The organism is Pseudomonas sp. ANT_J12 (assembly GCF_008370045.1).
Taxonomy (GTDB): domain Bacteria; phylum Pseudomonadota; class Gammaproteobacteria; order Pseudomonadales; family Pseudomonadaceae; genus Aquipseudomonas.
The window spans coordinates 226,448-247,553 of the sequence record NZ_VOBN01000005.1; the positions used below are offsets into that span (position 1 = coordinate 226,448).

24 protein-coding genes and 1 pseudogene are annotated in these 21,106 nt (G+C 59.2%); 9 read left to right on the forward strand and 16 right to left on the reverse strand.

Translation table 11 applies throughout. The features are described from left to right. The first annotated feature begins 301 nt into the window (after positions 1 to 301). From FQ192_RS14085 to FQ192_RS14110, 6 genes are all read left to right on the forward strand, one after another. Positions 302 to 1,099, forward strand: coding sequence for a transporter substrate-binding domain-containing protein (locus tag FQ192_RS14085; RefSeq protein WP_149659143.1), 798 nt, complete (start codon positions 302 to 304; stop codon positions 1,097 to 1,099). 138 nt (positions 1,100 to 1,237) lie between these two features. Then, entirely contained in the window at positions 1,238 to 2,197 is a 960-nt protein-coding gene (locus tag FQ192_RS14090; protein ID WP_149659144.1) for an amino acid ABC transporter permease, read from the forward strand. Then, the gene (locus FQ192_RS14095; RefSeq protein ID WP_123402566.1) at positions 2,190 to 2,924 is read left to right on the forward strand and encodes an amino acid ABC transporter ATP-binding protein; all 735 of its coding nucleotides are present in this window, start codon (positions 2,190 to 2,192) and stop codon (positions 2,922 to 2,924) included. The genes FQ192_RS14090 and FQ192_RS14095 overlap by 8 nt, the downstream gene beginning before the upstream one ends. Positions 2,925 to 3,133: 209 nt before the next feature. Next, positions 3,134 to 3,349 carry a hypothetical protein gene (locus FQ192_RS14100; protein WP_149659145.1) on the forward strand — a complete coding sequence of 72 codons (216 nt, stop codon included), beginning with the start codon at positions 3,134 to 3,136 and terminating at the stop codon, positions 3,347 to 3,349. 70 nt (positions 3,350 to 3,419) lie between these two features. Beyond that, positions 3,420 to 4,388 carry a ThiF family adenylyltransferase gene (locus FQ192_RS14105; RefSeq protein WP_178129117.1) on the forward strand — a complete coding sequence of 323 codons (969 nt, stop codon included), beginning with the start codon at positions 3,420 to 3,422 and terminating at the stop codon, positions 4,386 to 4,388. A gap of 61 nt (positions 4,389 to 4,449) precedes the next feature. Further along, positions 4,450 to 4,920, forward strand: a complete 471-nt coding sequence (locus tag FQ192_RS14110) for an HIT family protein (protein WP_149659147.1) — start codon at positions 4,450 to 4,452, stop codon at positions 4,918 to 4,920. A 35-nt stretch (positions 4,921 to 4,955) separates the two neighbouring features. Here the strand turns inward: FQ192_RS14110 and FQ192_RS35015 are convergent, their stop codons facing one another. The 11 genes and pseudogenes from FQ192_RS35015 to ubiE form a co-directional block, all read right to left on the reverse strand. Beyond that, positions 4,956 to 5,828 (reverse strand): methyl-accepting chemotaxis protein, encoded by an 873-nt coding sequence (locus FQ192_RS35015; RefSeq protein ID WP_372242344.1) that lies wholly within the window; start codon positions 5,826 to 5,828, stop codon positions 4,956 to 4,958. Continuing rightward, positions 5,814 to 6,872: pseudogene (locus FQ192_RS35020) on the reverse strand (methyl-accepting chemotaxis protein); the annotation flags it as partial. The pseudogene FQ192_RS35020 and the gene FQ192_RS35015, both read right to left, overlap by 15 nt. Positions 6,873 to 7,079: 207 nt before the next feature. Continuing rightward, the gene (locus FQ192_RS14120; protein ID WP_149659149.1) at positions 7,080 to 7,787 is read right to left on the reverse strand and encodes a 16S rRNA (uracil(1498)-N(3))-methyltransferase; all 708 of its coding nucleotides are present in this window, start codon (positions 7,785 to 7,787) and stop codon (positions 7,080 to 7,082) included. After that, complete coding sequence (tatC, locus tag FQ192_RS14125) at positions 7,784 to 8,584, reverse strand: twin-arginine translocase subunit TatC (protein WP_149659150.1); 801 nt, start codon at positions 8,582 to 8,584, stop codon at positions 7,784 to 7,786. Before tatC ends, FQ192_RS14120 begins: the two co-directional genes overlap by 4 nt. A gap of 256 nt (positions 8,585 to 8,840) precedes the next feature. Further along, a complete protein-coding gene (tatB, locus tag FQ192_RS14130; protein WP_149659151.1) occupies positions 8,841 to 9,293 on the reverse strand; it encodes a Sec-independent protein translocase protein TatB in 453 nt (150 codons plus the stop codon). Between the two features lie 10 nt (positions 9,294 to 9,303). Further along, positions 9,304 to 9,582 carry a twin-arginine translocase TatA/TatE family subunit gene (locus tag FQ192_RS14135; protein ID WP_149659152.1) on the reverse strand — a complete coding sequence of 93 codons (279 nt, stop codon included), beginning with the start codon at positions 9,580 to 9,582 and terminating at the stop codon, positions 9,304 to 9,306. 25 nt (positions 9,583 to 9,607) lie between these two features. After that, positions 9,608 to 9,940: a phosphoribosyl-ATP diphosphatase gene (locus tag FQ192_RS14140; protein WP_007899279.1), complete on the reverse strand. Its 333-nt coding sequence runs from the start codon at positions 9,938 to 9,940 to the stop codon at positions 9,608 to 9,610. After that, on the reverse strand, positions 9,933 to 10,334 hold the full coding sequence (hisI, locus tag FQ192_RS14145) for a phosphoribosyl-AMP cyclohydrolase (RefSeq protein WP_149659153.1): 402 nt from the start codon (positions 10,332 to 10,334) through the stop codon (positions 9,933 to 9,935). Before hisI ends, FQ192_RS14140 begins: the two co-directional genes overlap by 8 nt. A 115-nt stretch (positions 10,335 to 10,449) precedes the next feature. After that, entirely contained in the window at positions 10,450 to 12,054 is a 1,605-nt protein-coding gene (gene ubiB, locus FQ192_RS14150) for a ubiquinone biosynthesis regulatory protein kinase UbiB (protein ID WP_149659154.1), read from the reverse strand. Then, the gene (locus FQ192_RS14155; RefSeq protein ID WP_149659155.1) at positions 12,051 to 12,674 is read right to left on the reverse strand and encodes an SCP2 domain-containing protein; all 624 of its coding nucleotides are present in this window, start codon (positions 12,672 to 12,674) and stop codon (positions 12,051 to 12,053) included. Before FQ192_RS14155 ends, ubiB begins: the two co-directional genes overlap by 4 nt. Further along, positions 12,674 to 13,444, reverse strand: coding sequence for a bifunctional demethylmenaquinone methyltransferase/2-methoxy-6-polyprenyl-1,4-benzoquinol methylase UbiE (ubiE, locus tag FQ192_RS14160; RefSeq protein WP_007948968.1), 771 nt, complete (start codon positions 13,442 to 13,444; stop codon positions 12,674 to 12,676). The genes FQ192_RS14155 and ubiE overlap by 1 nt, the downstream gene beginning before the upstream one ends. A gap of 155 nt (positions 13,445 to 13,599) precedes the next feature. Between ubiE and FQ192_RS14165 the strand changes: the two genes are divergently transcribed. From FQ192_RS14165 to FQ192_RS14175, 3 genes are all read left to right on the forward strand, one after another. Continuing rightward, positions 13,600 to 13,875, forward strand: a complete 276-nt coding sequence (locus tag FQ192_RS14165) for a polyhydroxyalkanoic acid system family protein (RefSeq protein ID WP_149659156.1) — start codon at positions 13,600 to 13,602, stop codon at positions 13,873 to 13,875. Positions 13,876 to 14,115: 240 nt separating this feature from the next. Further along, positions 14,116 to 14,538 (forward strand): phasin family protein, encoded by a 423-nt coding sequence (locus FQ192_RS14170; RefSeq protein WP_149659157.1) that lies wholly within the window; start codon positions 14,116 to 14,118, stop codon positions 14,536 to 14,538. A gap of 10 nt (positions 14,539 to 14,548) precedes the next feature. After that, positions 14,549 to 15,376 (forward strand): phasin family protein, encoded by an 828-nt coding sequence (locus tag FQ192_RS14175; protein ID WP_149659158.1) that lies wholly within the window; start codon positions 14,549 to 14,551, stop codon positions 15,374 to 15,376. A gap of 190 nt (positions 15,377 to 15,566) precedes the next feature. Here FQ192_RS14175 and FQ192_RS14180 read toward each other — a convergent pair whose 3' ends face one another. The 5 genes from FQ192_RS14180 to phaZ all read right to left on the reverse strand — a co-directional run bounded on the left by FQ192_RS14180 (position 15,567) and on the right by phaZ (position 21,044). Next, complete coding sequence (locus FQ192_RS14180) at positions 15,567 to 16,475, reverse strand: hypothetical protein (protein WP_149659159.1); 909 nt, start codon at positions 16,473 to 16,475, stop codon at positions 15,567 to 15,569. Between the two features lie 4 nt (positions 16,476 to 16,479). Continuing rightward, the gene (locus tag FQ192_RS14185; RefSeq protein ID WP_149659160.1) at positions 16,480 to 17,574 is read right to left on the reverse strand and encodes a type IV toxin-antitoxin system AbiEi family antitoxin; all 1,095 of its coding nucleotides are present in this window, start codon (positions 17,572 to 17,574) and stop codon (positions 16,480 to 16,482) included. 127 nt (positions 17,575 to 17,701) lie between these two features. Then, positions 17,702 to 18,322: a TetR/AcrR family transcriptional regulator gene (locus FQ192_RS14190; RefSeq protein ID WP_149659161.1), complete on the reverse strand. Its 621-nt coding sequence runs from the start codon at positions 18,320 to 18,322 to the stop codon at positions 17,702 to 17,704. Positions 18,323 to 18,381: 59 nt separating this feature from the next. Next, positions 18,382 to 20,064, reverse strand: a complete 1,683-nt coding sequence (phaC, locus tag FQ192_RS14195) for a class II poly(R)-hydroxyalkanoic acid synthase (protein ID WP_149659162.1) — start codon at positions 20,062 to 20,064, stop codon at positions 18,382 to 18,384. A 125-nt stretch (positions 20,065 to 20,189) separates the two neighbouring features. Continuing rightward, positions 20,190 to 21,044, reverse strand: coding sequence for a poly(3-hydroxyalkanoate) depolymerase (gene phaZ, locus FQ192_RS14200; protein ID WP_133837875.1), 855 nt, complete (start codon positions 21,042 to 21,044; stop codon positions 20,190 to 20,192). Between the last annotated feature and the right edge of the window lie 62 nt (positions 21,045 to 21,106).

Here is a 21,106-nt window from a genome sequence, read left to right on the forward strand (position 1 = left end):
GAAAAACCCCGCGAAAGCGGGGTTTTTTTTGGCCCGACTGATCGTTCCCACGCTCTGCGTGGGAATGCCTCCATGGACGCTCTGCGTCCGCTCTTGGGACGCGGAGCGTCCCGGGCTGCATTCCCACGCAGAGCGTGGGAACGATCAAATTCCTGCGCTAACCCTTGTGCAAACGAACGAGTGCGATAGGATCCGTCCCCGAATTGGTGCGCCCGGACAGCTTTCTGTTCGTATCTTCCGGTTTTCTAACGAAAACCGCCGATTGCGCGCCTCACACCGCAATGGTTTTGGGGACTTGATGATGAAGAAGTATCTCTCGATGCTGCTGGTCGGCGTCACGGCATTGGTTGCAGTCAACGCGGCGCAGGCCGGTGCCATCGATGACGCGGTCAAGCGCGGCACGCTGAAAGTCGGCATGGACCCGACCTACATGCCGTTCGAAATGACCAACAAGCGTGGCGAGATCATCGGCTTCGAAGTCGACCTCCTCAAGGCTATGACCAAGGCCATGGGCGTCAAGCTGGAGCTGGTGTCCACCGGCTACGACGGCATCATCCCGGCCCTGATGACCGACAAGTTCGACATGATCGGCAGCGGCATGACCCTGACCCAGGAACGCAACCTGCGCCTGAACTTCAGCGAACCGTTCATCGTCGTCGGCCAGACCCTGCTGATCCGCAAGGACCTGGAAGGCACCATCAAGTCCTACAAAGACCTGAACACCGACGAGTACCGCATCACCTCCAAGCTCGGCACCACCGGCGAGATGGTCGCCAGGAAGCTGATCGCCAAAGCCAAGTACCACGGCTACGACAACGAGCAGGAAGCCGTGCTTGACGTGGTCAACGGCAAGGCCGACGCCTTCATCTACGACGCCCCGTACAACGTGGTCGCGGTGAACAAGGTCGGCGCCGGCAAACTGGTGTTCCTCGACAAGCCGTTCACCTACGAGCCGCTGGCCTTCGGCTTGAAGAAGGGCGACTACGACAGCCTCAACTTCATCAACAACTTCCTGCACCAGATCCACGAAGACGGCACCTACGACCGCATCCATGACAAGTGGTTTAAAGACACCGCTTGGCTCAAGGACATGGAATAAGGCTCGGTCAGCTAGACCGCGCCGCCCCATTCGCGGGCAAGCCTCGCTCCTACATTTGGAATGCGTTCCCCTGTAGGAGCGAGGCTTGCCCGCGAAGGCGGCCTCCCAGGCGACACAAATCCGGAATCTCCAAAGCAAATGAAACACAAGAAATCCCAACTGCCCTGGCACGTGTTAACGGTGCTGGTGCTGATCGGCCTGGCCGGCGCGTTGTATTACGCCACCTCGCTGATGGCCTACGAATGGCGCTGGAACCGCGTGCCGCAGTACTTCGCCTACCACGCCGAAGAATCCCAGCGCGCCGCCGATATCTCCACGGTCGGCGAACTGGTGCGCCAGGGCGACAAGGCCGAAGTCACCCTGCGCAATGACGCAGGTACAGAACAACACCTGATCGTCGATGAAAACAGCCTGCAAGTCGCCCGGGGCGATGACGTGGCGGAAGGCGACGTGATCGGTGTCACCCGGCATTGGGCCGCCGGACCGTTGCTGTGGGGCCTGTGGACCACGTTGTGGCTGTCCGTGGTGTCTGGCGTGCTCGGGCTGTTGATCGGCCTTGCGACCGGCCTGTGCCGGCTGTCGAACAACCCGACCCTGCGCGACCTTTCGACCCTTTACGTCGAACTGGTGCGCGGTACGCCGCTGCTGGTGCAGATCTTCATTTTCTACTTCTTCATCGGCACGGTAATGAACCTGTCCCGGGAGTTCGCCGGGATCGCCGCACTGTCGCTGTTCACTGGCGCCTACGTGGCGGAGATCATCCGTTCCGGCGTGCAGTCGATTGCCCGTGGGCAGAACGAAGCCGCGCGCTCGCTCGGCTTGAGCGCCGGCCAGTCGATGCGTCACGTGGTATTGCCGCAAGCCTTGAAACGCGTGCTGCCGCCGCTGGCCGGGCAGTTCATCAGCCTGGTGAAAGACACGTCGCTGGTGTCGGTGATCGCGATTACCGAACTGCTGAAAAGTGGCCGCGAAGTCATCACCACCTCGTTCTCGCCGTTCGAAATCCTGTTCTGCGTGGCCGGGCTGTACCTGTTGATCAACCTGCCGCTGTCGAAAATCGCCAGCCGGCTTGAGCGGAGGCTCGCGCAAAGTGATTGAAGTCCGCGATCTGGTAAAAGTCTTCGACACCCGTGGTCAGGTGGTGCGCGCGGTGGATAACGTGTCCACGACCGTGGCCAGGGGCGAAGTGCTGGTGGTGATCGGCCCGTCGGGTTCCGGCAAATCGACCTTCCTGCGCTGCCTCAATGGCCTGGAAGAGTTCGATTCGGGCTCGGTGAGCATCGACGGCCTGCAACTGGCCGATCCGAAAACCGACGTGAATGCCTATCGTCGGGAAGTCGGCATGGTGTTCCAGCACTTCAACCTGTTCCCGCACATGACCGTGCTGGAAAACCTCTGCCTGGCCCAGAAGGTCGTGCGCAAGCGCGGCAAAAAGGAACGCGAGGCCAAGGCCCTGGCGTTGCTGGAGAAGGTCGGCATCGCGCAAAAGGCCAACGAGTTTCCGTCACGCCTGTCCGGCGGTCAGCAACAGCGCGTGGCGATTGCCCGGGCGCTGGCGATGGAACCGAAGGTCATGTTGTTTGATGAGCCAACCTCGGCGCTGGATCCGGAAATGGTCGGTGAAGTGCTGGACGTGATGAAAACCCTGGCCGTGGAAGGCATGACCATGGTCTGCGTGACCCACGAAATGGGCTTTGCCCGGGAAGTGGCAGATCGGGTGTTGTTCTTCGATCACGGCAAATTGCTGGAAGACGCTTCGCCGGCCGAGTTTTTTGATGCGCCGAAGGATCCTCGGGCGCAGGCGTTTTTGCGGCAGGTTCTGTAACCCCGGCGCTAAAAAATCGCAGCCTTCGACAGCTTGGTTTTTATATAAAACTGCTTGTGTTGTCGAAGGCTGCGACGCGCGTGAGTTGTATTTAATTTTTAATTTACGTGAAGTCTAAATTTCTAACTGATCGTCGCGTTTATTGAAAGCGCATCAAGAAGTTGCGCATTCCACTTCAATTAACCCACTGTTGGTGAGCATTTATTCTTATGGAAAAGAAAACGTTTGGCCTTATCGCTCTGTTGGCAGGTGTGGCGGCTATTTCTTCTACCGTTCAGGCGGATGAAGTTAAACCGGCAAACCCATTCGTGGCCGAATACAAAATGCAACCGGGCAATAAAGTAGTTGCTTACGGTCAGCTCCCTTGCACTTCTCAGGAACTGGCGTATATGCGCAAGCATGGCTTCACCCCGCTCTGTAACTAAGACTTGAACCAAGACTTTCATGAGTGTTGACCTCGTCCCTTGCGGGACGAGGTTTGAGGGTGAGTGTGTGATGAACAATCAGGATGATTTTTTTGCCGGTTCAGGATTCATGGGCGTGGTTGCGCCCTCCACCCTGTACGGCATACACGATGGCGGAATGTACATCAGTGGTCCCTCGGGCGTCGTGCAACTGGCGGGGCAGGGGGAGACGGCGATGCTTGAGGCGCTGGACACCGCTGGTGCACTGGTTCCAGGATCAGCCTGCGCCATGCAGGGTGTACGTCAATTGCTTGAGGACCCACGTACCAGTCGCACCGTCAGCTATCTGCTTTGCAGCGCCCGCTCCTGTGAGGACGTGCTGGAAGACATGGCCACGTTACAGCGCTCGCGGATTTTGCTGTTTGGCTGCGGCGGCATTGGCAGCACTGCCAGCATGCTATTGGCGGGCAGTGGCATTGGGCATCTGACGCTGAGCGACGGCGACCGCATTGAAGAAAGCAACCTGAACCGGCAGTTGTTCTGGCGTCGAAGCGACGTTGGCGGGTTCAAGACAGACGTGCTGCAGGAAATCCTGCAAGAAAAGTTTCCGGATATAAACGTCCAGACGATCAAGCGCCAACTTGATCTGGATGACGCTGATCGCTTGATCTCAGAGGGTTACGACGCCGTCGTGGTGACCGCTGACGAACCGGCCACGCTGGCCAGTGAGTGCAAGCGACTGGCCGATAAACATCGTATTCCTGTGGTCAGCGGCGGTTATCTGCATCGTATGTGCATGACTAATTTTTATAACGGTAGCGGCCATCAGGAGACTGATTCGATGGCCGGTGTCGGGACATCCGCTCGCTCATTCGAATGGCAGCGTTTGCCAAAGGGGATCATGCCCAGTTATGGCCCAAGTAATTTCGGCCTGGCTTCGATATTGGCGTCTTCGGTCATTGCAGCGCTGGCGTCTCGTACGCTCGGAAGTTCAGAACAACATAGCGTTGTCTGGGACGCCAATAGTGTGCCTTTGAAGTTCAATACGTTGTTAGGTTAGTGGGATGAAATCGTTTGTCTAACTGTCGAAAAATAAAGAGTACCGAGGGTGGTTCAATCACATGGAATGTATCTTTTGCAAGATGATCGACGGTCAGGCGCCGATGCATTTGATTTGGGAGGATGATGCCCATGCCGCATTCCTTTCCATTTATCCCAATACGCCGGGTTTTTCGGTGGTTGTTCCAAAGCGCCACTTTGGAAGTTATGCATTCGCGCAGTCCGATGAAGTGTTATCGGGGCTGATCATAGCGGCCAAGAAAGTTGCACTGCTGCTCGACGAATCCTTTGCAGATGTCGGTCGCACCGCACTGATGCTGGAAGGTTACGGAGTTGACCATTTGCACGCCAAACTCTTTCCCATGCACGGCACTGGTGACTCAAGCGCCTTCAAGCCCATCAGTTCGAACATCGACAAGTACTTTGAGCGTTACGAGGGTTACATCTCATCTCATGACTTCAAAGGCGAAACTACCCAGGACTTGGCATCCATGGCACGGCACATTCGCCGTGTCGCCGGGCTTGCAGAGTAAGTCGGGGGGCCTGGGTGCAGGCCCCTTTTCCCCTGTTAAACCTTGAACCGCCCAACCAACATCTGCAAATGCGTCCCCAGCCGCGCCAGCTCAACGCTGGACGCCGCGGTCTCTTCGCTCGCCGCCGAGGTCTGCTCGGACACATCACGCACGTTCAGCACGCTGCGGTTGATCTCTTCGGCCACGGCGCTCTGTTGCTCGGCGGCCGCAGCGATCTGCTGGTTCATCGACTGGATCGCCGACACCGTGCGGGTGATGCTTTCCAGCGAGCCACCGGCGCGGCGGGTCAGTTCGACGCTGCTGTCGGTCAGGCTGCGGCTGTTGTCCATGATGGTCGCGACTTGCTGGGTGCCGGTTTGCAGGCCGACGATCAACTCTTCGATTTCTTCGGTGGACTTCTGGGTGCGCTGGGCCAGGCTGCGGACTTCGTCGGCGACCACGGCAAAACCGCGTCCGGCTTCACCGGCACGGGCCGCTTCGATGGCGGCGTTGAGCGCCAGCAGGTTGGTCTGTTGCGCCACGGACTTGATCACGTCGAGCACGCTGCCGATCTTGTCGCTTTCGCGCTTCAGATCGCTCATGGCGACAGTCGAGTTACCGACTTCGATGGCCAGGCGTTCGATCTGGGCGATGGCTTCGCCGACCACTTTGTCACCTTCACGGGCCTGTTGATCGGCAGCGACGGCGGCTTCGGAGGCTTCTTCGGCGTTACGCGCGACTTCCTGCACCGTGGCGGTCATCTCGTGCATCGCAGTGGCTACCTGATCGGTTTCCACCTTCTGGCTGTTGACCCCGGCGCTGGTTTGCTCGGTCACGGCGGACAACTCTTCGGCAGCGCTGGCGATTTGCGTAACGCCATCGCTGATGCCGCCGATCAACTCGCGCAGGCCCAGGGTCATGCTCTGCATGGCGCGCTGGAGCTGGCCGAGTTCGTCCTGGCGTTCGGAGATCAGGTTGTGGGTCAGATCGCCCGAGGCGACGCGCTCGGCCACCTTGAGGGTCTGGCTCAGGGGAATGACGATCTGGCGAGTGATGGCCCAAGCGGCGAGCAGGCCGAAAGCCAGGGCGAGGACCGTGGCCATCAGCAGCAGGTTCTTGGCGTGGGCGGCATCGGTGTCACGCACGACGGTTTGCGAAATGGTCAGTTTCTTGCTGAGTTCGCGCAGATTGTCGCCTTGGTCAGCCATACGCTTGAGGGCGGCAGCGCTGGCGACCTGAGAGTCGCGGTACTGGCTGACAGCGGCACGGTAGGCCTTGAGCGAATCGGAGGCCTGTTGCAGGTTGGCGCTGAACTGTTCCGGCAGTTTGGCTGGCAGGCTCTCGAGGTTTTTCAGGGCGTTATCGATGGCGTCCAGCGCCGGCTGTTCGGCCTCGATTTTGGCGCTGTAGGTGTAGCCGCGTACCTGGAAGCGCGCTTGCTGGATCAGTTTGCTCAGGTCGATCACGCTGTTGAACTGGGCGACGCTGTCACCTTGCAGCAGTGCCTTCTCGACCTCAGACACCTTGGCCACGGCGTTGTCGGCGGTGGCACCGAGTTTGCTGCGGGCATCTTCGCGGTTGGCACCGGCCTGGATCATGGCGGTGAAGGCTTGCCGGTACTGGCTGACGCCGGCCAGTTGCTGGTCGATCATCGCGACGTCGGCGGGTTGCTCGATCATCTTGCGTGCGGTTTGCAGGCCGGCTTCGATCTGATCCAAATAGCCGTTGACCGCGCCCGGGCCTTGTTCGCCACGGCGCATTTCGTAGTCCAGGCGCGCCACGCGTAAATCCTTGGCCAGCTCATTGATGCTGGCAATGAACCCGAGCTTGTCGCCACGGCTCATCACACCCGTCAACCCGGTCCAGCCGGTGAATGTGATCAATAAGGTCAGGAGCAGGACGAGACCGAAGCCGACACCCAGTTTGCGATTAACGCTTACGTTTCCCAGTTTCTCGGCTAGCCAACGGTACATGCTGCTACTCCCCTCGGAACACAATTTGGTTTTATGGGAGCTGTATCGGCTGGCGGGCGGGAATCTGTAGGCGTACACGTGGGTTGGAGCGACGACATCCCCTGTAGGAGCAAAGCTTGCTCGCGATGGCGGTGTGTCAGCCAATAAAGGGCTGACTGACCGTCCGCTATCGCGAGCAAGCTTTGCTCCTACAGAAGAGGGGGGCGGTTAGAAGAGGCGTGCCAGCAGCGCGGTGACGGCGGTTTCAACCCGCAGAATGCGATCACCCAGTTGCACCGGATTCAGCCCGGACTTGCCCAGCAATTCGATTTCATAAGGAATCCAGCCACCTTCGGGGCCGATCGCCAGGGTCACCGGTTCATCCAGGCCGCGAGGGCAGGGCGGGTAGTTGCCAGGGTGGCCGACCAGGCCGAGGGTGCCTTCGGTGATCGCGGGCAGCCGGTCTTCGACGAACGGCTTGAAGCGCTTCTCTATGACGACTTCCGGCAGCACGCTGTCCCGGGCCTGTTCCAGACCCAGGATCAACTGCTCGCGAATCGCTTCAGGCTCCAGGAACGGGGTTTGCCAGAAGCTCTTCTCGACGCGGTAGCTGTTCACCAGCACGATCCGTGGCACACCCATGGCCGCCACGGTCTGAAACACCCTACGGAGCATTTTCGGCCGTGGCAGAGCCAATACCAGGGTCAATGGCAACTTGGTCGGTGGTTGTTGGTCGAGGACGACGCGCAATTCCGCTTCGCCGGCCTCCAGGCGCAGCACTTCGGCCGAGCCCATCAAGCCGCCGATCCGGCCGACGCGCATGCTGTCACCCACCACGCAGCGATGGACTTCCTGCATATGCGTCAAGCGCCGATCGCGCAGGATCACCCGGTCGGCCGCAATAAAGTCGGCCTCTTCGAGCAGCAGCAGGTTCACGGCTGGGTCGCTGGCGGCTGGTCGTTGTGATCGTCAGCCGGTTGATCGTCCGGGTGCTCGCCGCGCTTGCTGACCAGGCTGCCGAACAGGATGCCGATTTCGAACAGCAACCACATCGGTACCGCCAACAGGGTCTGGGAGAAGATGTCCGGCGGGGTCAGGATCATGCCGACCACGAAGCAGCCGATGACCACGTACGGGCGGATTTTCTTCAGGTAAGCGACGTTGACCACGCCGATCCACACCAGCAGCACCACGGCCACCGGGATCTCGAACGCCACGCCGAAGGCGAAGAACAGGGTCATGACGAAATCGAGGTAGCTGCTGATGTCGGTCATCATCTCCACGCCGGCCGGGGTGGCAGCGGCGAAGAATTTGAAGATCAGCGGGAACACCAGGTAATAGGCGAAGGCCATGCCGGTGTAGAACAGCAGGATGCTGGAGACCAGCAACGGCACCGCGATGCGCTTCTCGTGCTTGTACAGGCCCGGCGCGATGAAGCCCCAGATCTGATGCAGGATCACCGGGATCGCCAGGAACAGCGACACCATCATCGTCAGCTTCAGTGGCGTCAGGAACGGCGACGACACGTCAGTGGCAATCATCGTCGCGCCCACCGGCAGATACTGGCGCAGCGGCGTGGAGACGAAGGTGTAGATCTGCTGGGTAAACGCGAACAACCCGGCGAAGATGATGAAAATCGCCGCTACACAGCGCAGCAGGCGAGTACGCAACTCGGTGAGGTGCGAAACCAGGGGCATGTGCTGGTCGTTTTCCGGAAGATTAGGGCCTGTCATCGGTCATTTCCTGTGTCGCGCCGAGCCTGTATTTGCGCAGGGCAAGGCGCGAGAAGCGTAGTTTGGCGTTTCAAATAAGCGACGAGTAACGCAGCCCTGCGCAAATACAGGCCGGCCCTTCGGGTTGTGCCTGAAAGCGGGCCAGGCTGCGTTGTAGCCCTTGGAAAGGGAACAACCATTCCCTGCGGCCTACGCCTTGCCTGGCCCGCTTTCAGGCGACAACGCGACACAGGAAATGACCGATGACAGGCCCTTATCATGGGGCTCGCGGCGGCAGTGTTGGGTCGTGAGGAGCCGGCGCAGTTGGCGCGGCAGCAGGAGCAACAGGTTCTACGGGTGTCGGCGCGGGGACAACAGGTGCGGGTTCGACGCCGCCCATGGAGGCCACCGGTTCGGTGCCCGGCGCGTGAATCGTCTGCTCGGCCACCGGTTCAACCGGCTGCACCGGCGTGGCTTCCTGCTGGGTCGGCGTGAAGATCTTCCGCGCCTCCTGCTCCAGGGACAGGATGTGCTCGTTGTGCAGTTGCCGACGAATCTCGTCGGCACCGATTTCACGTTCAACTTCCTGTTTGATCGCGTTGAAGCTGCGCTTCAGCCGCCCGATCCACAGACCGGCGGTGCGCGCAGCACCCGGCAGACGCTCGGGGCCCAGCACCAGCAGGGCCACGAGGCCGACGAGCAGCAGTTCAGAGAAGCTGATACCAAACATTAGTCAGTGCTCACACGTCTTTGCGGATCGGCTCTTCGACTTTCTGTGCCTGCACGTCGATGGTGTGCGGCTGGTTCAGTGGCGAGGTCGTGGTTGGTTGAGCAGGTGGCACCGGTTGGGCCGGGGTCACGGTCGGATCGGCCGGTTTCTCTTCGTCGTTCATGGCTTTGCGAAAGCCTTTGATCGACTCGCCGACGTCAGTGCCGAGGTTTTTCAGTTTTTTGGTGCCGAACACCAGCACCACGACAACCAGGATGACGATCCAGTGTTTCCAGTCAAAAATGCCCATGTTACTGCTCCTCTCAAATAGTTATTCAGGCGGACGGACGCGAGGCTTTCTCGGCGTGTCCGGACAGACCGAAGCGACGGTCCAGTTCATCGAGCACAGCCTGTGGATGCTGCCCCAGTTGGGCGAGCATGACCATGCTGTGGAACCACAAATCGGCGGTCTCGTAGATCACGTCGCTGCAGTCACCGCTGATGGCGGCGTCCTTGGCGGCGATGATAGTTTCGACCGACTCTTCGCCGACTTTTTCCAGAATCTTGTTCAAGCCCTTGTGGTACAGGCTGGCGACATACGAGCTGTCGGCGGCGGCGCCTTTGCGCTCTTCCAGAACCTGCGCCAGACGCGTGAGAGTGTCACTCATGTGTGTGTCCTGCGGAATAGATGGCATGCGGATCTTTCAGGACCGGGTCGACGGTTTTCCAGTCGCCGTTCTCGAAGACACGGTAGAAGCAGCTCTGTCGGCCGGTATGGCAGGCGATGTCGCCGATTTGCTCGACCATTAGGATGATCACGTCGGCGTCACAGTCCAGACGCATCTCATGCAGGGTCTGCACGTGGCCGGACTCTTCACCCTTGCGCCATAACTTGCCACGGGAACGTGACCAGTAAATGGCCCGGTTCTCGGCAGCGCTCAGTTCCAGCGCTTCGCGGTTCATCCAGGCCATCATCAGGACGCGCCCGGTCTTGTGATCCTGGGCAATCGCCGGGACCAGTCCGTCAACGTCCCACTTGATCTCGTCCAGCCAGTTGTTCATGGTCCGTCCCGGAGCAGCGGCGAGCTTTAAGCTGCAAGCTGCAAGTAAAAAACAATCTGCGTCGTGCAAACGAAGCGCTTGAAGCCTGAAGCTTATCGCTTGCAGCTCAATCCGGCTATCGGCGAACGACCAGATACAAACCGACCACCATCATGATCCCGGCCGGCCAATGCCCCAGTTCATTCAGCGGGCCACCCGCTGCGAGCACCGCGCCACCGCCCAGGTGCGCGCAACCGAGCAGGCGCAGGAACCAGTCGTCCTTGCGTCGATGCCACGGTGGCGGCGGGTCATAAGCGTGAGGCTGGGACATGCGTTCCAGCAGGTCGCGGGCCATGTTGGCCAAGTGCGGTAACTGCTCAAACTGGCTCTGTACGTTGCCGATCAAGGCTTTCGGGCTGACGCGCTCGCGCATCCAGCGTTCGAGAAACGGCTGGGCGGTGTTCCACAGATCCAGGTCCGGGTACAGCTGACGGCCCAGGCCTTCGATGTTCAGCAGGGTTTTTTGCAGCAAGACGAGCTGCGGCTGCACTTCCATGTTGAAGCGCCGAGCGGTCTGGAACAGGCGCATCAGCACCTGGCCGAAGGAAATATCTTTTAACGGTTTTTCGAAAATCGGCTCGCACACGGTGCGGATCGCCGCTTCGAATTCGTTGAGTTTGGTTTCCGCCGGGACCCAGCCCGAATCGATGTGCAACTGCGCCACACGCCGGTAGTCACGCTTGAAGAACGCGAACAGGTTGCGCGCCAGGTAGTCCTGGTCTTCCGGAGTCAGGCTGCCGACGATGCCGCAGTCGATCGCAATGTATTGCGGGCTCCACGGGTTGACGGTGCTGACGAAGATGTTGCCCGGGTGCATGTCGGCGTGGAAGAAACTGTCGCGGAACACCTGGGTGAAGAAGATCTCCACACCGCGTTCGGCGAGCATTTTCATGTCGGTGCGCTGGTCGGCGAGGGTCGCCAGGTCCGTGACCTGAATCCCGTAGATGCGCTCCATGACCAGCACTTTCGGCCGGCACCAGTCCCAATAGACTTGTGGCACGTACAGCAGGTCCGAGCCTTCGAAGTTGCGCTTCAACTGGCTGGCGTTGGCCGCCTCGCGCAACAGGTCGAGTTCGTCGTAGATTGTTTTTTCGTAGTCCTGGACCACGTCCACCGGGTGCAGCAGGCGTGCATCGGCCGAGAGTTTTTCAGCGGCGCGGGCGAGGATGAACAGCCACGCCAGGTCCTGGGCGATGATCGGCTTCAGGCCCGGGCGGATCACCTTGACCACCACTTCTTCACCGGTTTTCAGCTGCGCGGCATGCACCTGCGCCACCGAGGCCGAGGCCAGCGGTTCGACGTCGAATCGGCTGAAGACTTCGCTGATCTTTTTCCCGAGCTGTTCTTCAATCAGCTTGATCGAGACTTGCGAGTCGAACGGCGGGACGCGGTCCTGCAGCTTCATCAGCTCATCGGCGATGTCTTCCGGCAACAGGTCGCGGCGAGTGGACAGAATCTGTCCGAACTTGATGAAAATCGGCCCCAGGTCCTGCAACGCCAGGCGCAATCGCGCGCCACGGGTCAGGTCCAGGGTCTTGCGCGGGAACCAGCGCCACGGCAAGGCATAGCGCAGCGCCAGCAGAAACCAGGGCAGCGGCAGGGCGAACAGCAGGTCATCGAGGCGGTAGCGGATCACGACGCGCTGGATGCGCAACAAACGGCGGACGGCAAGCAGCTTCATGCGTTATCGCTTGGGTCGAGGGATCGGGAAAGGCGCTCGAAACGCGCCTCGAGACGTTCAAGATCAAGTTTGATCTGGTCCAGTTCACTGAAACGGGCTTCGGCTTCACGCTGACCGACGAGGGTGCGTGATTCTTCGGCCAGGTATTCGCCCAGGTTCTGATTCAGGCTGGCAAACCCTTGCTGATAAAAACGTGCGCGGCTGCGCAGGTGACCGCCGACCAGTTGCGTGGCGACCGGGCCGAGCCAGCGCGAGAGTTCGTACTCCCAGTCCAGCTCCAGGTCTTGCAGGATGGCCGCCAGTTCCAGCAGCACGCCGCTGTCACCGTCGAGTTCGACTTCCGGGCTGTGCAAGATCGAAGTCTTGTCCTTGCTCAGCGCCAGTTTCAACAGGCTCGATGCCGGTGCACGCAAGGTGCAGTCGGCGCCGGTTTCCCATTGGGAGGCGAGCATCAGGCCTTCATCGCTGGGCAGGATGAACAGCTGCAGCGCCGGGCTGCGGCAGTCGACGGCAATCACCCGGCCGCTCAAATGCGCCAGGCGCGGCAGCGCGGTGCTGTCGAGCCGCAGCACCCGGTTCAGGCCGAGTTCAACGCTGGCGAGCAGGCCGGCCAGCAGCATCAGGGCTTGATGCCGCGGTGCAGGGCAACGATGCCTGCGGTCATGTTGTGGTAGGTCACGCGGTCGAAACCGGCCTCGACCATCATCGACTTCAGGGTTTCCTGATTCGGGTGCATGCGGATCGATTCGGCCAGGTAGCGATAGCTTTCCGAGTCGTTGGTGATCAGCTTGCCCATCAGCGGCATGAAGGCGAACGAGTAGGCGTCGTAGGCTTTGGACATCAGCGCATTGGTCGGCTTGGAGAATTCCAGCACCAGCAGGCGACCGCCCGGCTTGAGCACGCGCAGCATCGAACGCAGGGCGTCTTCTTTATGCGTCACGTTGCGCAGGCCGAAAGCGATGGTCACGCAGTCGAAATGGTTGTCCGGGAACGGCAGCTTTTCCGCATCGGCCTGGACGAATTCAACGTTGCCGGCCACACCCAGGTCCAGCAGGCGGTCACGACCGACCTTGAGCATGGATTCGTTGATGTCGGCCAACACCACCTGGCCGGTCGGGCCCACGAGGTGCGAGAACTTTTTGGTCAGGTCGCCGGTGCCGCCGGCAATGTCCAGCACGCGGTTACCGGTGCGAACGCCCGACAGTTCGATCGCGAAACGCTTCCACAGACGGTGCATGCCGCCCGACAGGAGGTCGTTCATCAAGTCGTACTTGGCGGCTACCGAGTGGAAAACTTCAGCGACTTTTTCCGCTTTTTGGCTTTCCGGAACGTTTTTGAAACCGAAGTGAGTGGTGGGTTCGGCATCGCTGCCTTTGCGCTGATCAGTCATATCGCTGTCACCAGAAGAGAATGCGGGACATTCTAATCCCGGTGGCCTGCTTTGTCTTGGCAACACTGAAGGTAAGATAGGCGACCACCGGGACGTTTTGCCGCAGCAGCGGTCAAGATGCTTCAGGAAAGTATCCATAACGCAGGAGTCATTCGATGGCCCGAATTAGTGTTGAACGTGCCCACGGCCTGGGCAAGGAAGCGGCGCGCGAGAAGGCCGACCTGTTGGCGCAGAAACTGTCCGAGCAATATGGCCTGGAGCCGTCGTGGTCCGGCGATACCCTGAACCTCAAGCGTTCGGGTGTGAAAGGCGCGGTATTGGTCGGTGAGGATTCGATCAAGGTCGATGTCGAACTGGGCCTATTGATGTCGGCCATGAGCGGCACCATCAAATCGGAAATCGAAAAGGCCCTCGACAAAGCGTTGGTGTAATTAATACCTGTAGGAGCGAAGCTTGCTCGCGAAGAGGCCGGTACATTCGCTGCATCTTCTTTGGCAGGAACTCCGCCTTCGCGGGCAAGTCGGATCGCCGCACCGCTCGCTCCTACAGGTTTCACGGCACGCAAATGTTGCGGTTGTTAGGGTGCCGTTTCTAATTTTTCTCCCTACTTTGTGCCTGAGCCCGACACTTTCGCGGGCAGTTCCTCAAACCTTCTGCGCGTGAGGTGCACCATGGCCAAAGTTATTTTGAAGAAAAAAATCGACGCATCGACTAACGCTCTGCAAGACGTCAGATCGTATGCCCGCAAGATCTGGCTGGCAGGCCTGGGTGCCTACACTAAGGTTGGCCACGAGGGCAGCGAGTACTTTCAAGAGTTGATCAAGGCTGGTCAAACTGTTGAAAAGAAAGGCAAAAAAGTCGTTGCTGAAAAACTCGAAGCGGCTAATGCCGAGATCGATGAAGCCAAGACTGAAGTGAGCACTTTCAAAGGCAAGGTCGAAGTGCAACTCGACAAGGTCGAGAAGGCTTTTGACTCGCGTGTCGCAAGTGCCTTGAATCGTATCGGCATTCCGTCTAAACATGACGTTGAGACACTCTCTGCTAAGCTCGATGAGCTGACGGCATTGCTCGAACGTGTCGCGCGTAAATCTTAAGGAGAACGGGATGGCTGGCAAAAAGAATACTGAAAAAGAAGGCAGCTCGTGGATCGGGAAAGTCGAAGACTACTCCCGCAAAATCTGGCTGGCTGGTTTAGGCGTGTATTCGAAGATCGACACTGACGGCAGCAAACTCTTCGATACATTGGTTAAAGACGGCGAGAAAGCCGAGAAGCTCACCAAAAGCGCTGTTGGCAAGAAAGTCGACGCCGCCAAGGACTCCGCTTCGTCGGCCAAGTCGCGCATCAGCGGCGTGAAAGATCGCGCACTGGGCAAGTGGGATGAGCTGGAAGGGGCTTTCGACAAGCGTCTGAATAGCGCCATTTCGCGCCTGGGTGTTCCGAGCCGCAACGAAGTCAAAGCGCTGCACAGCAAGGTCGATACCCTGACCAAGCAGATCGAAAAACTCACCGGTGCCAAGGTTGCGCCTGTTGCGGCGAAAACCGCAGCGGCCAAACCAGCGGTTAAAACTGCTGCCAAGCCACTGGCTAAAGCTGCCGCTAAACCGGCTGCCAAACCAGCCGCCAAAACGGCCGCAGCAAAACCTGCAGCAGCCAAGCCAGCGGCCAAACCGGTCGCCGCCAAAGCAGCTGCAAAACCAGCAGCGAAACCTGCTGCCAAAACCGCAGCGGCCAAGCCAGCGGCAAAACCTGCCGCCGCGAAGAAGCCCGCGGTGAAAAAACCGGCAGCACCAAAAGCCGCCGCGCCAAAACCAGCAGTGGCTGCCGCCAAACCGGCAACCCCGGCCACTTCAGCGAACTCCGCTGCAGCGCCGACCCCTGCTGCTACCCCGACTGCCGCGCCAGCTCCATCGACGCCAACCAGTCAGTCCTGATGATCGTTCCCACGCTCTGCGTGGGAATGCCTCAACGGACGCTCCGCGTCCCCTGCGGCAGTGACGCAGAGCGTCACCGGCTGCATTCCCACGCGGAGCATGGGAACGATCACGCCCGGCCTGCAAAGGTCGGGCGTTTTTTATGGTTGAACGTGTGCAGTTTTCCGTAACGCCTATGCAGATGTCTCAGTTAAATGCCGTTATGGATAAGGCTAAGTACTTCCGTTACAAGCCCCGAAGCATAGCGCTGCGCTGCAACTCTCTCATCGGTTCCTTCTTCGCCGCGACCAAACAGGAACTGCGCGTATTTGACCGGTCCGGTCAGTTCGTAGCCCTCCACACCGTTGCCCTCGGCAAACTTCTTTTGCAGCGCATCGAGTCCTGCCTTCAAGGCGTTCTCGTGCTGACGGGTAAGCGATTTCTCTATGAATTTCGAAGCGACGTATTCCGGTGTGCCGGCGTAGCGCATAACGTGAATAAGGTCGCCAGCGTCCTTGGGTTCACCACGACTATCGAAGGCAAGCGCTTTAAGGATGATGAACGCAACCACATCTGCGTATCGAATAGTCTCGATTGAGACGCCACCGTCATCGAGCAAGGGTGCCTTGATTTCTTTCGAATCAAACCAGTCATGCACAATTTCAGCGTGCTCAATCGCCAGGGCGGAAACAGCTTCCCCGTCGAGGAGTTTCTTTTCAAAGGCAGGGCATTGCGCATCGGCCCCCCTTAAAAATTCCACAAGGACGTATTCCTTCTCCGACAGTCTTCGCATCCAGCGCCATGCCGAGGTCCAGCCGTTGTCGTCTACAAAGGGCTCAAAGCCTCTGCCCCTGAGCTGCTGGGCAAGCGACGCATACCCCTCGCCCTCTGCAATTACTTGAAGGTTTAAAACGATGTCTACGTCGGAGGTGCCAAAGTGAGGCGGGACGTCCGGTGGAGATTGCGGAGTGAGGTAGCGGGGAACCAGACCACCAACAAGTCGCAGGGTCGACTTCAATGTTCCGAATGCGCCGAGCAGCGTCACCAGAACTTGCTCGCAGGTATCAGTTTGCTCGGCAGAGTAGCCTGCTGCAGTCTTCGGTTTTGGTGCTAAAGCCATGTATTCAGACCTTCAGAATGTCTTGTCGAAGTTGAGTCGCCAACTCTTCATTGCGACCTCGCCCATCGTGCAAATCGAGATATTGAATGAACTCGCTGGCCAGCCAGCCACCTGACTCTGGATGGGGGCGTCGAAAAAGCATCCCTGCACCTGAGCGCTCGATCAAAACGACGTTGCTGCCTTTTTCTGCCGGCTTCAAACCCAAGGCTTCGGCGAACTGAACGTGGGTCCCAGGCAAGGTTTCCAGCTCAGCTACATCGACATGAGTGAGTAACGGTGACATGTAATTAGCAGCGATTGCGCCCGTAAAGGCCCAGTCCCCAATACGGGCTCTTTCGGTTTTGAGGGCCAGGCTGTCGAGTAGCTTTTTGGGGTCGGAGGAAAAGAAATACCAGCTGGATTTGTTTTCCTTACGTTTCTGCCACACCTCAACCCAGGCATCCAGTAAGTCACCTGGTCTGCTGAGCCTGCGGCGAAGAAGACGACCTTTGCCCTCGGATTCCACCCATTCGCGCAACTCCAATTCCCGTAAAACCGATGAGACGGTAAATACAGATGTTTCAGAGATTTTTGCCAGCTCCAACCCGGTGAACCATTCGCCTCTTTTGTGCAGCAGTGCGTGGACCACCATTTCTTTAGCCCCGGCAAAAAGAGGGGCTCGTTGTTTTTTCTGGGCGGATGCAGTGGCTGGCCGATCAATATTGATCAGCCATTGATCATGACGAAAGTACAAAGAGCCGCTGGTGTCGTAATAACCCGCTCCCTGATCCTTGAGTTCTTCGCGTGCCCCCTGGCTTATTTTCTCCGCGATCACTAAGGGGATGAAGGTCTCATTTCGCTTGTGTTCGTTTTCGATGCGATAACGTTCAAATACCCATAAAGCGTCGCGAATGTCCCGAGGGTAAACCACCCGCTTGACTGCTACGGCCACGTTCCATGTGCCGCCGGGGGACTTGATCGTCAATAGCAGGTCAATGCCGTTGGCAGGGGAGCGTGCGTTTTTTTTATTGAGAATCTTGGCCCCTGTAGCGCTTTGAAAGGATTCGATGAATGCATCAATCAGCGGCTGTTGAGTGTGCTCAGGAGACTCACTTGGCATAGCGGTATGGTCCGGGTGGATTATGGAGAGATCATTTGTTTATGTTATTTAGCTAGTTTAGCTGCACAGCTAAACTAGCTAGTTATCATAAATAAAGAAAGCGCTGCATGCGTTGAATCATGCCGGCTCACTCATGCTCCTCCAGATACTGCAACGCCAACTGCTCCGTCGCAGCCTTGATCGGCGGCAGCAAGTGCGGCGCGACCAGCATCATGATCTGGTACACCACCAACCGAACCTCTCCCTCGCGATCCAGAATCCGCTGGTAGTCCAGGGAAAACAGCAACGTCATGGTGATCTGTTCCACCAGTTGGCCCAACGCCTGGGTATCGCTGACCAATTGTCCCTGAGCCTTCAACCGCGCGAGCAATGACGCCAGGGTGCGCTTCAACGCATTGAGCAAATTGCGGATGCCCTTGGCCAGTTTCGGCAGGCGCCCGGCCAGGTTCGACAGGTCCTGGAACAGGAACCGGTAGTGCGCCAGGCGCTCGACGATCAGGTGCAGGAACAGCCAGTAATCTTCAGGCCCCAGCTCCACATCGGAAGGCGGATCGAGCAGCGGCGCCAACTCATTCTGGAAGCGTTCGAACAACCCCAGAATCAGTGGTTCCTTACCGTGGAAGTGGTAGTAGAGGTTGCCGGGGCTGATCCCCATTTCGTTGGCAACTTCCATGGTGGAGACGTTCGGTTCGCCCTTGTGATTGAACAACTGCAGGGCACATTCGAGGATCCGGTCGCGGGTTTTCATCCAGTCTTCTTAATGGTCGAGTCAGGCCACGGCCGGCGCCGGCCGTGGTGGTTTGAGCGTCAGCGCACGCGGACGTAAGTGCCAGGTGCGGCTTCCATCGGTGGATAGTTCTGGTTGCCGAGGGCCATGTGGGTTTCTTTTTGCGCGCCGGAACGTTCCTGAATCCAGCTCAACCAGGGGGTCCACCAACTGCCATCGGTTTGCTTGGCGTCGTAATACCAGGCCCGTGGGTCGCTGCTCAGTTTCGGGCTTTCGACGAAGTTGGCTTTCGGGTTGGACGGCGGGTTGAGAATGCTCTGCACATGGCCGCTGTTGGACAACACAAAGCGCCGCTCACCGCCCAGCAGCAGGGTCGAGCGATACACCGCATCCCACGGCGTGATGTGATCGTTCATGCCGGCCACGCTGAAACTGTCGACCGTGACTTTCTGCAAGTCGATCGGCGTGCCACACACTTCCAGACCACCCGGATGGCTCAGCGGGTTGTGCTTGAAGAAGTCCAGCAGGTCGCCGTGGAACGCCGCGGGCAGGCGTGTGTTGTCGTTGTTCCAGTAGAGGATGTCGAACGCCGGCGGCTCCTTGCCCAGCAGGTAGTTATTGACGAAATAACTCCAGATCAAATCGTTGGGGCGCATCCAGGCGAACACCTTGGCCATGTCGCGACCATCGAGCACGCCCTTCTGATAGGAACGGCGCTTGGCCGCTTCCAGGGTCTGTTCGTCGGCGAACAGGGTGGCCGGGCTGTCCATTTGGCTGTCGAGCAGGCTCACCAGATAGGTCGCGCTCGACACCCGGCGCAGTTGCCGCTTGGCCTGGAGATGACCCTGCAACGCGGCAATGGTCAGCCCGCCGGCGCAGGCGCCCATCAGGTTGACTTCCCGGGCGCCGGTGATCGCCCGGCACACGTTCATCGCTTCTTCCACGGCTTCCACATAGGTCGACAGCCCCCACTCGCGGTGACGCACATCCGGGTTGCGCCAGCTGATCATGAAGGTTTGCAGGCCGTTCTTCAGGGCGAACTGGACGAAGCTGTTGTGCGGGCTGAGGTCGAAAATGTAGTACTTGTTGATCTGCGGCGGCACCACCAGCAGCGGTTTGGAATACTGCTTTTCGCTCATCGGCTTGTACTGGATCAGCTCCAGCAGTTCGTTGCGAAACACCACCGAGCCGGTGGTGGTGGCGACGGTTCTACCGACCTCGAAGGCTTGCTTGGTGACCTGTCGGGGCAAGCCATCGTTGTGCAGGAAATCGTCGATCAGGTGCCCGACACCCCGCACCAGGCTGTTGCCGCCGGAGTTGAATATCTCCTTGATCGCCAGCGGATTGAGCAAGGTGTTGGACGGCGCCACGGCATCGTTGAGCAGGGCGAAGGCGAAGTGTGCGCGGGCGCGATCGTCCGGGCTCATGGCGCTCTCGTCGATCCAGTTCTTGACCTGTTTCTGCCAGCTCAGATAAGCCTGCAAGCTGCGCCGATAGAACGGGTTGAGGCTCCATGCCGGGTCGGCAAAGCGACTGTCATGCGGGTTGGTCGGGTGCAGGGTTTCCCCCAGCAGCACGCGACCCAACTGGCCACCCAGTTTCAGGGCATGCCGGGCGCTGTGCACCGGGTTGCGCAAACCGTGGGCGGCCACGCTGCGCAGGGTTGAAAACAGATCCCGACCACGCAGGCCGGTAATCGCACTCTGTGCGTTGATGAACGCGGCGGGAGTGGGCAAAAACTCCCTCGCTGGTTTTTCGCGCATGAATCAACACTCCTTCGTCTTCAGGCCAAAAACAAACACACCGAACCAGAACACCATAGACGCTGTTACGGGTTGTTGCGCGGAACGGCGTCCTGCCATTCCCTTTCCGTCGGCTGAACGGCGGATTAGCCGCCCAATGGCGTCGGATGCGGATGCATCACAGCGCGCTGCCGCTCTTCCTCGAGGAATTTCATGATGATCGGCGCCACCGCTTCGGCGCGGGTAATCAGGAACAGATGCCCGTCATCGATGATGTGCAACTGGGCGTTGGGAATCCGCCAGGCCAGGATGCGCATGTTGATCAGCGGGATCAGCGGATCGTCATCGCCGGCCAGCACCAGCGTCGGCTGGTGGATCTTGTGCAGCCAGTGAATGCTGGTCCAGCCGAGGCCGGCGAACAGCTGCCAGTAGTAACCGAGCTTGCCCGCCGAACGCACCTTCGCCGCATGGCTGGCGGCCAGCGTCGGGTCGCGGCGGAACGAGCCGCCGTAGATCATCGGTGCAATGCGGATCACGTGGGATGGCTGGATATAACGCCGTGGGCTGGCCATCATCCACAGCACTTTCGGCTTGCCGGGCACCATTACCGCGCCCGCTGCCGTGGCCGCCAGCACCAGTTTCTTGCAGCGCTCCGGATAGTCATAGGCGAACTGTTGCGCCAGGGCACCGCCCCAGGACACGCCGATCACGTTGACTTGGCCGTAGTCGAGATAGTCGAGCATCCGTGCCGTGAGTTTTGCCAGGCCCGGGAAGCGATACGGGTGATTCGGCGTTGACGAACCGCCGACCCCGGGAACGTCGAAGGCGATGACTTCCAGGTCCGGGTCCAGCGCCGCGACGAACGGAAACACCAGCTCCAGGTTGGCGCCGATGCCATTGAAAATCAGCAAGGGCGTCAAGTGAGGCTTGCCGGGGCGTACCGCAGTGCGGAGGGTCTGGCCATCCAGGTCGACGGTACGAAAAATGAACGGTTGCGGCATGCTTCAGGCCCTGTGGGTCTCGCTCTCAAATTCATCCCCGATCCCCTGTAGGAGCGAAGCTT

Coding starts and splice junctions, on each gene's coding strand:
- FQ192_RS14175 (WP_149659158.1), top strand. CDS start 14,549: ATGGCTGGCAAAAAGAATACTGAAAAAGAAGGCAGCTCGTGGATCGGG.
- FQ192_RS14105 (WP_178129117.1), top strand. CDS start 3,420: ATGAACAATCAGGATGATTTTTTTGCCGGTTCAGGATTCATGGGCGTG.
- ubiE (WP_007948968.1), bottom strand. CDS start 13,444: ATGACTGATCAGCGCAAAGGCAGCGATGCCGAACCCACCACTCACTTC.
- hisI (WP_149659153.1), bottom strand. CDS start 10,334: ATGAACAACTGGCTGGACGAGATCAAGTGGGACGTTGACGGACTGGTC.
- FQ192_RS35015 (WP_372242344.1), bottom strand. CDS start 5,828: ATGCAGAGCATGACCCTGGGCCTGCGCGAGTTGATCGGCGGCATCAGC.
- FQ192_RS14180 (WP_149659159.1), bottom strand. CDS start 16,475: ATGGCTTTAGCACCAAAACCGAAGACTGCAGCAGGCTACTCTGCCGAG.
- FQ192_RS14155 (WP_149659155.1), bottom strand. CDS start 12,674: ATGCTGCTGGCCGGCCTGCTCGCCAGCGTTGAACTCGGCCTGAACCGG.
- FQ192_RS14170 (WP_149659157.1), top strand. CDS start 14,116: ATGGCCAAAGTTATTTTGAAGAAAAAAATCGACGCATCGACTAACGCT.
- ubiB (WP_149659154.1), bottom strand. CDS start 12,054: ATGAAGCTGCTTGCCGTCCGCCGTTTGTTGCGCATCCAGCGCGTCGTG.
- FQ192_RS14185 (WP_149659160.1), bottom strand. CDS start 17,574: ATGCCAAGTGAGTCTCCTGAGCACACTCAACAGCCGCTGATTGATGCA.
- phaC (WP_149659162.1), bottom strand. CDS start 20,064: ATGCGCGAAAAACCAGCGAGGGAGTTTTTGCCCACTCCCGCCGCGTTC.
- FQ192_RS14135 (WP_149659152.1), bottom strand. CDS start 9,582: ATGGGCATTTTTGACTGGAAACACTGGATCGTCATCCTGGTTGTCGTG.
- FQ192_RS14085 (WP_149659143.1), top strand. CDS start 302: ATGAAGAAGTATCTCTCGATGCTGCTGGTCGGCGTCACGGCATTGGTT.
- FQ192_RS14090 (WP_149659144.1), top strand. CDS start 1,238: ATGAAACACAAGAAATCCCAACTGCCCTGGCACGTGTTAACGGTGCTG.
- tatB (WP_149659151.1), bottom strand. CDS start 9,293: ATGTTTGGTATCAGCTTCTCTGAACTGCTGCTCGTCGGCCTCGTGGCC.
- tatC (WP_149659150.1), bottom strand. CDS start 8,584: ATGACAGGCCCTAATCTTCCGGAAAACGACCAGCACATGCCCCTGGTT.
- FQ192_RS14165 (WP_149659156.1), top strand. CDS start 13,600: ATGGCCCGAATTAGTGTTGAACGTGCCCACGGCCTGGGCAAGGAAGCG.
- FQ192_RS14110 (WP_149659147.1), top strand. CDS start 4,450: ATGGAATGTATCTTTTGCAAGATGATCGACGGTCAGGCGCCGATGCAT.
- FQ192_RS14190 (WP_149659161.1), bottom strand. CDS start 18,322: ATGAAAACCCGCGACCGGATCCTCGAATGTGCCCTGCAGTTGTTCAAT.
- FQ192_RS14140 (WP_007899279.1), bottom strand. CDS start 9,940: ATGAGTGACACTCTCACGCGTCTGGCGCAGGTTCTGGAAGAGCGCAAA.
- FQ192_RS14100 (WP_149659145.1), top strand. CDS start 3,134: ATGGAAAAGAAAACGTTTGGCCTTATCGCTCTGTTGGCAGGTGTGGCG.
- phaZ (WP_133837875.1), bottom strand. CDS start 21,044: ATGCCGCAACCGTTCATTTTTCGTACCGTCGACCTGGATGGCCAGACC.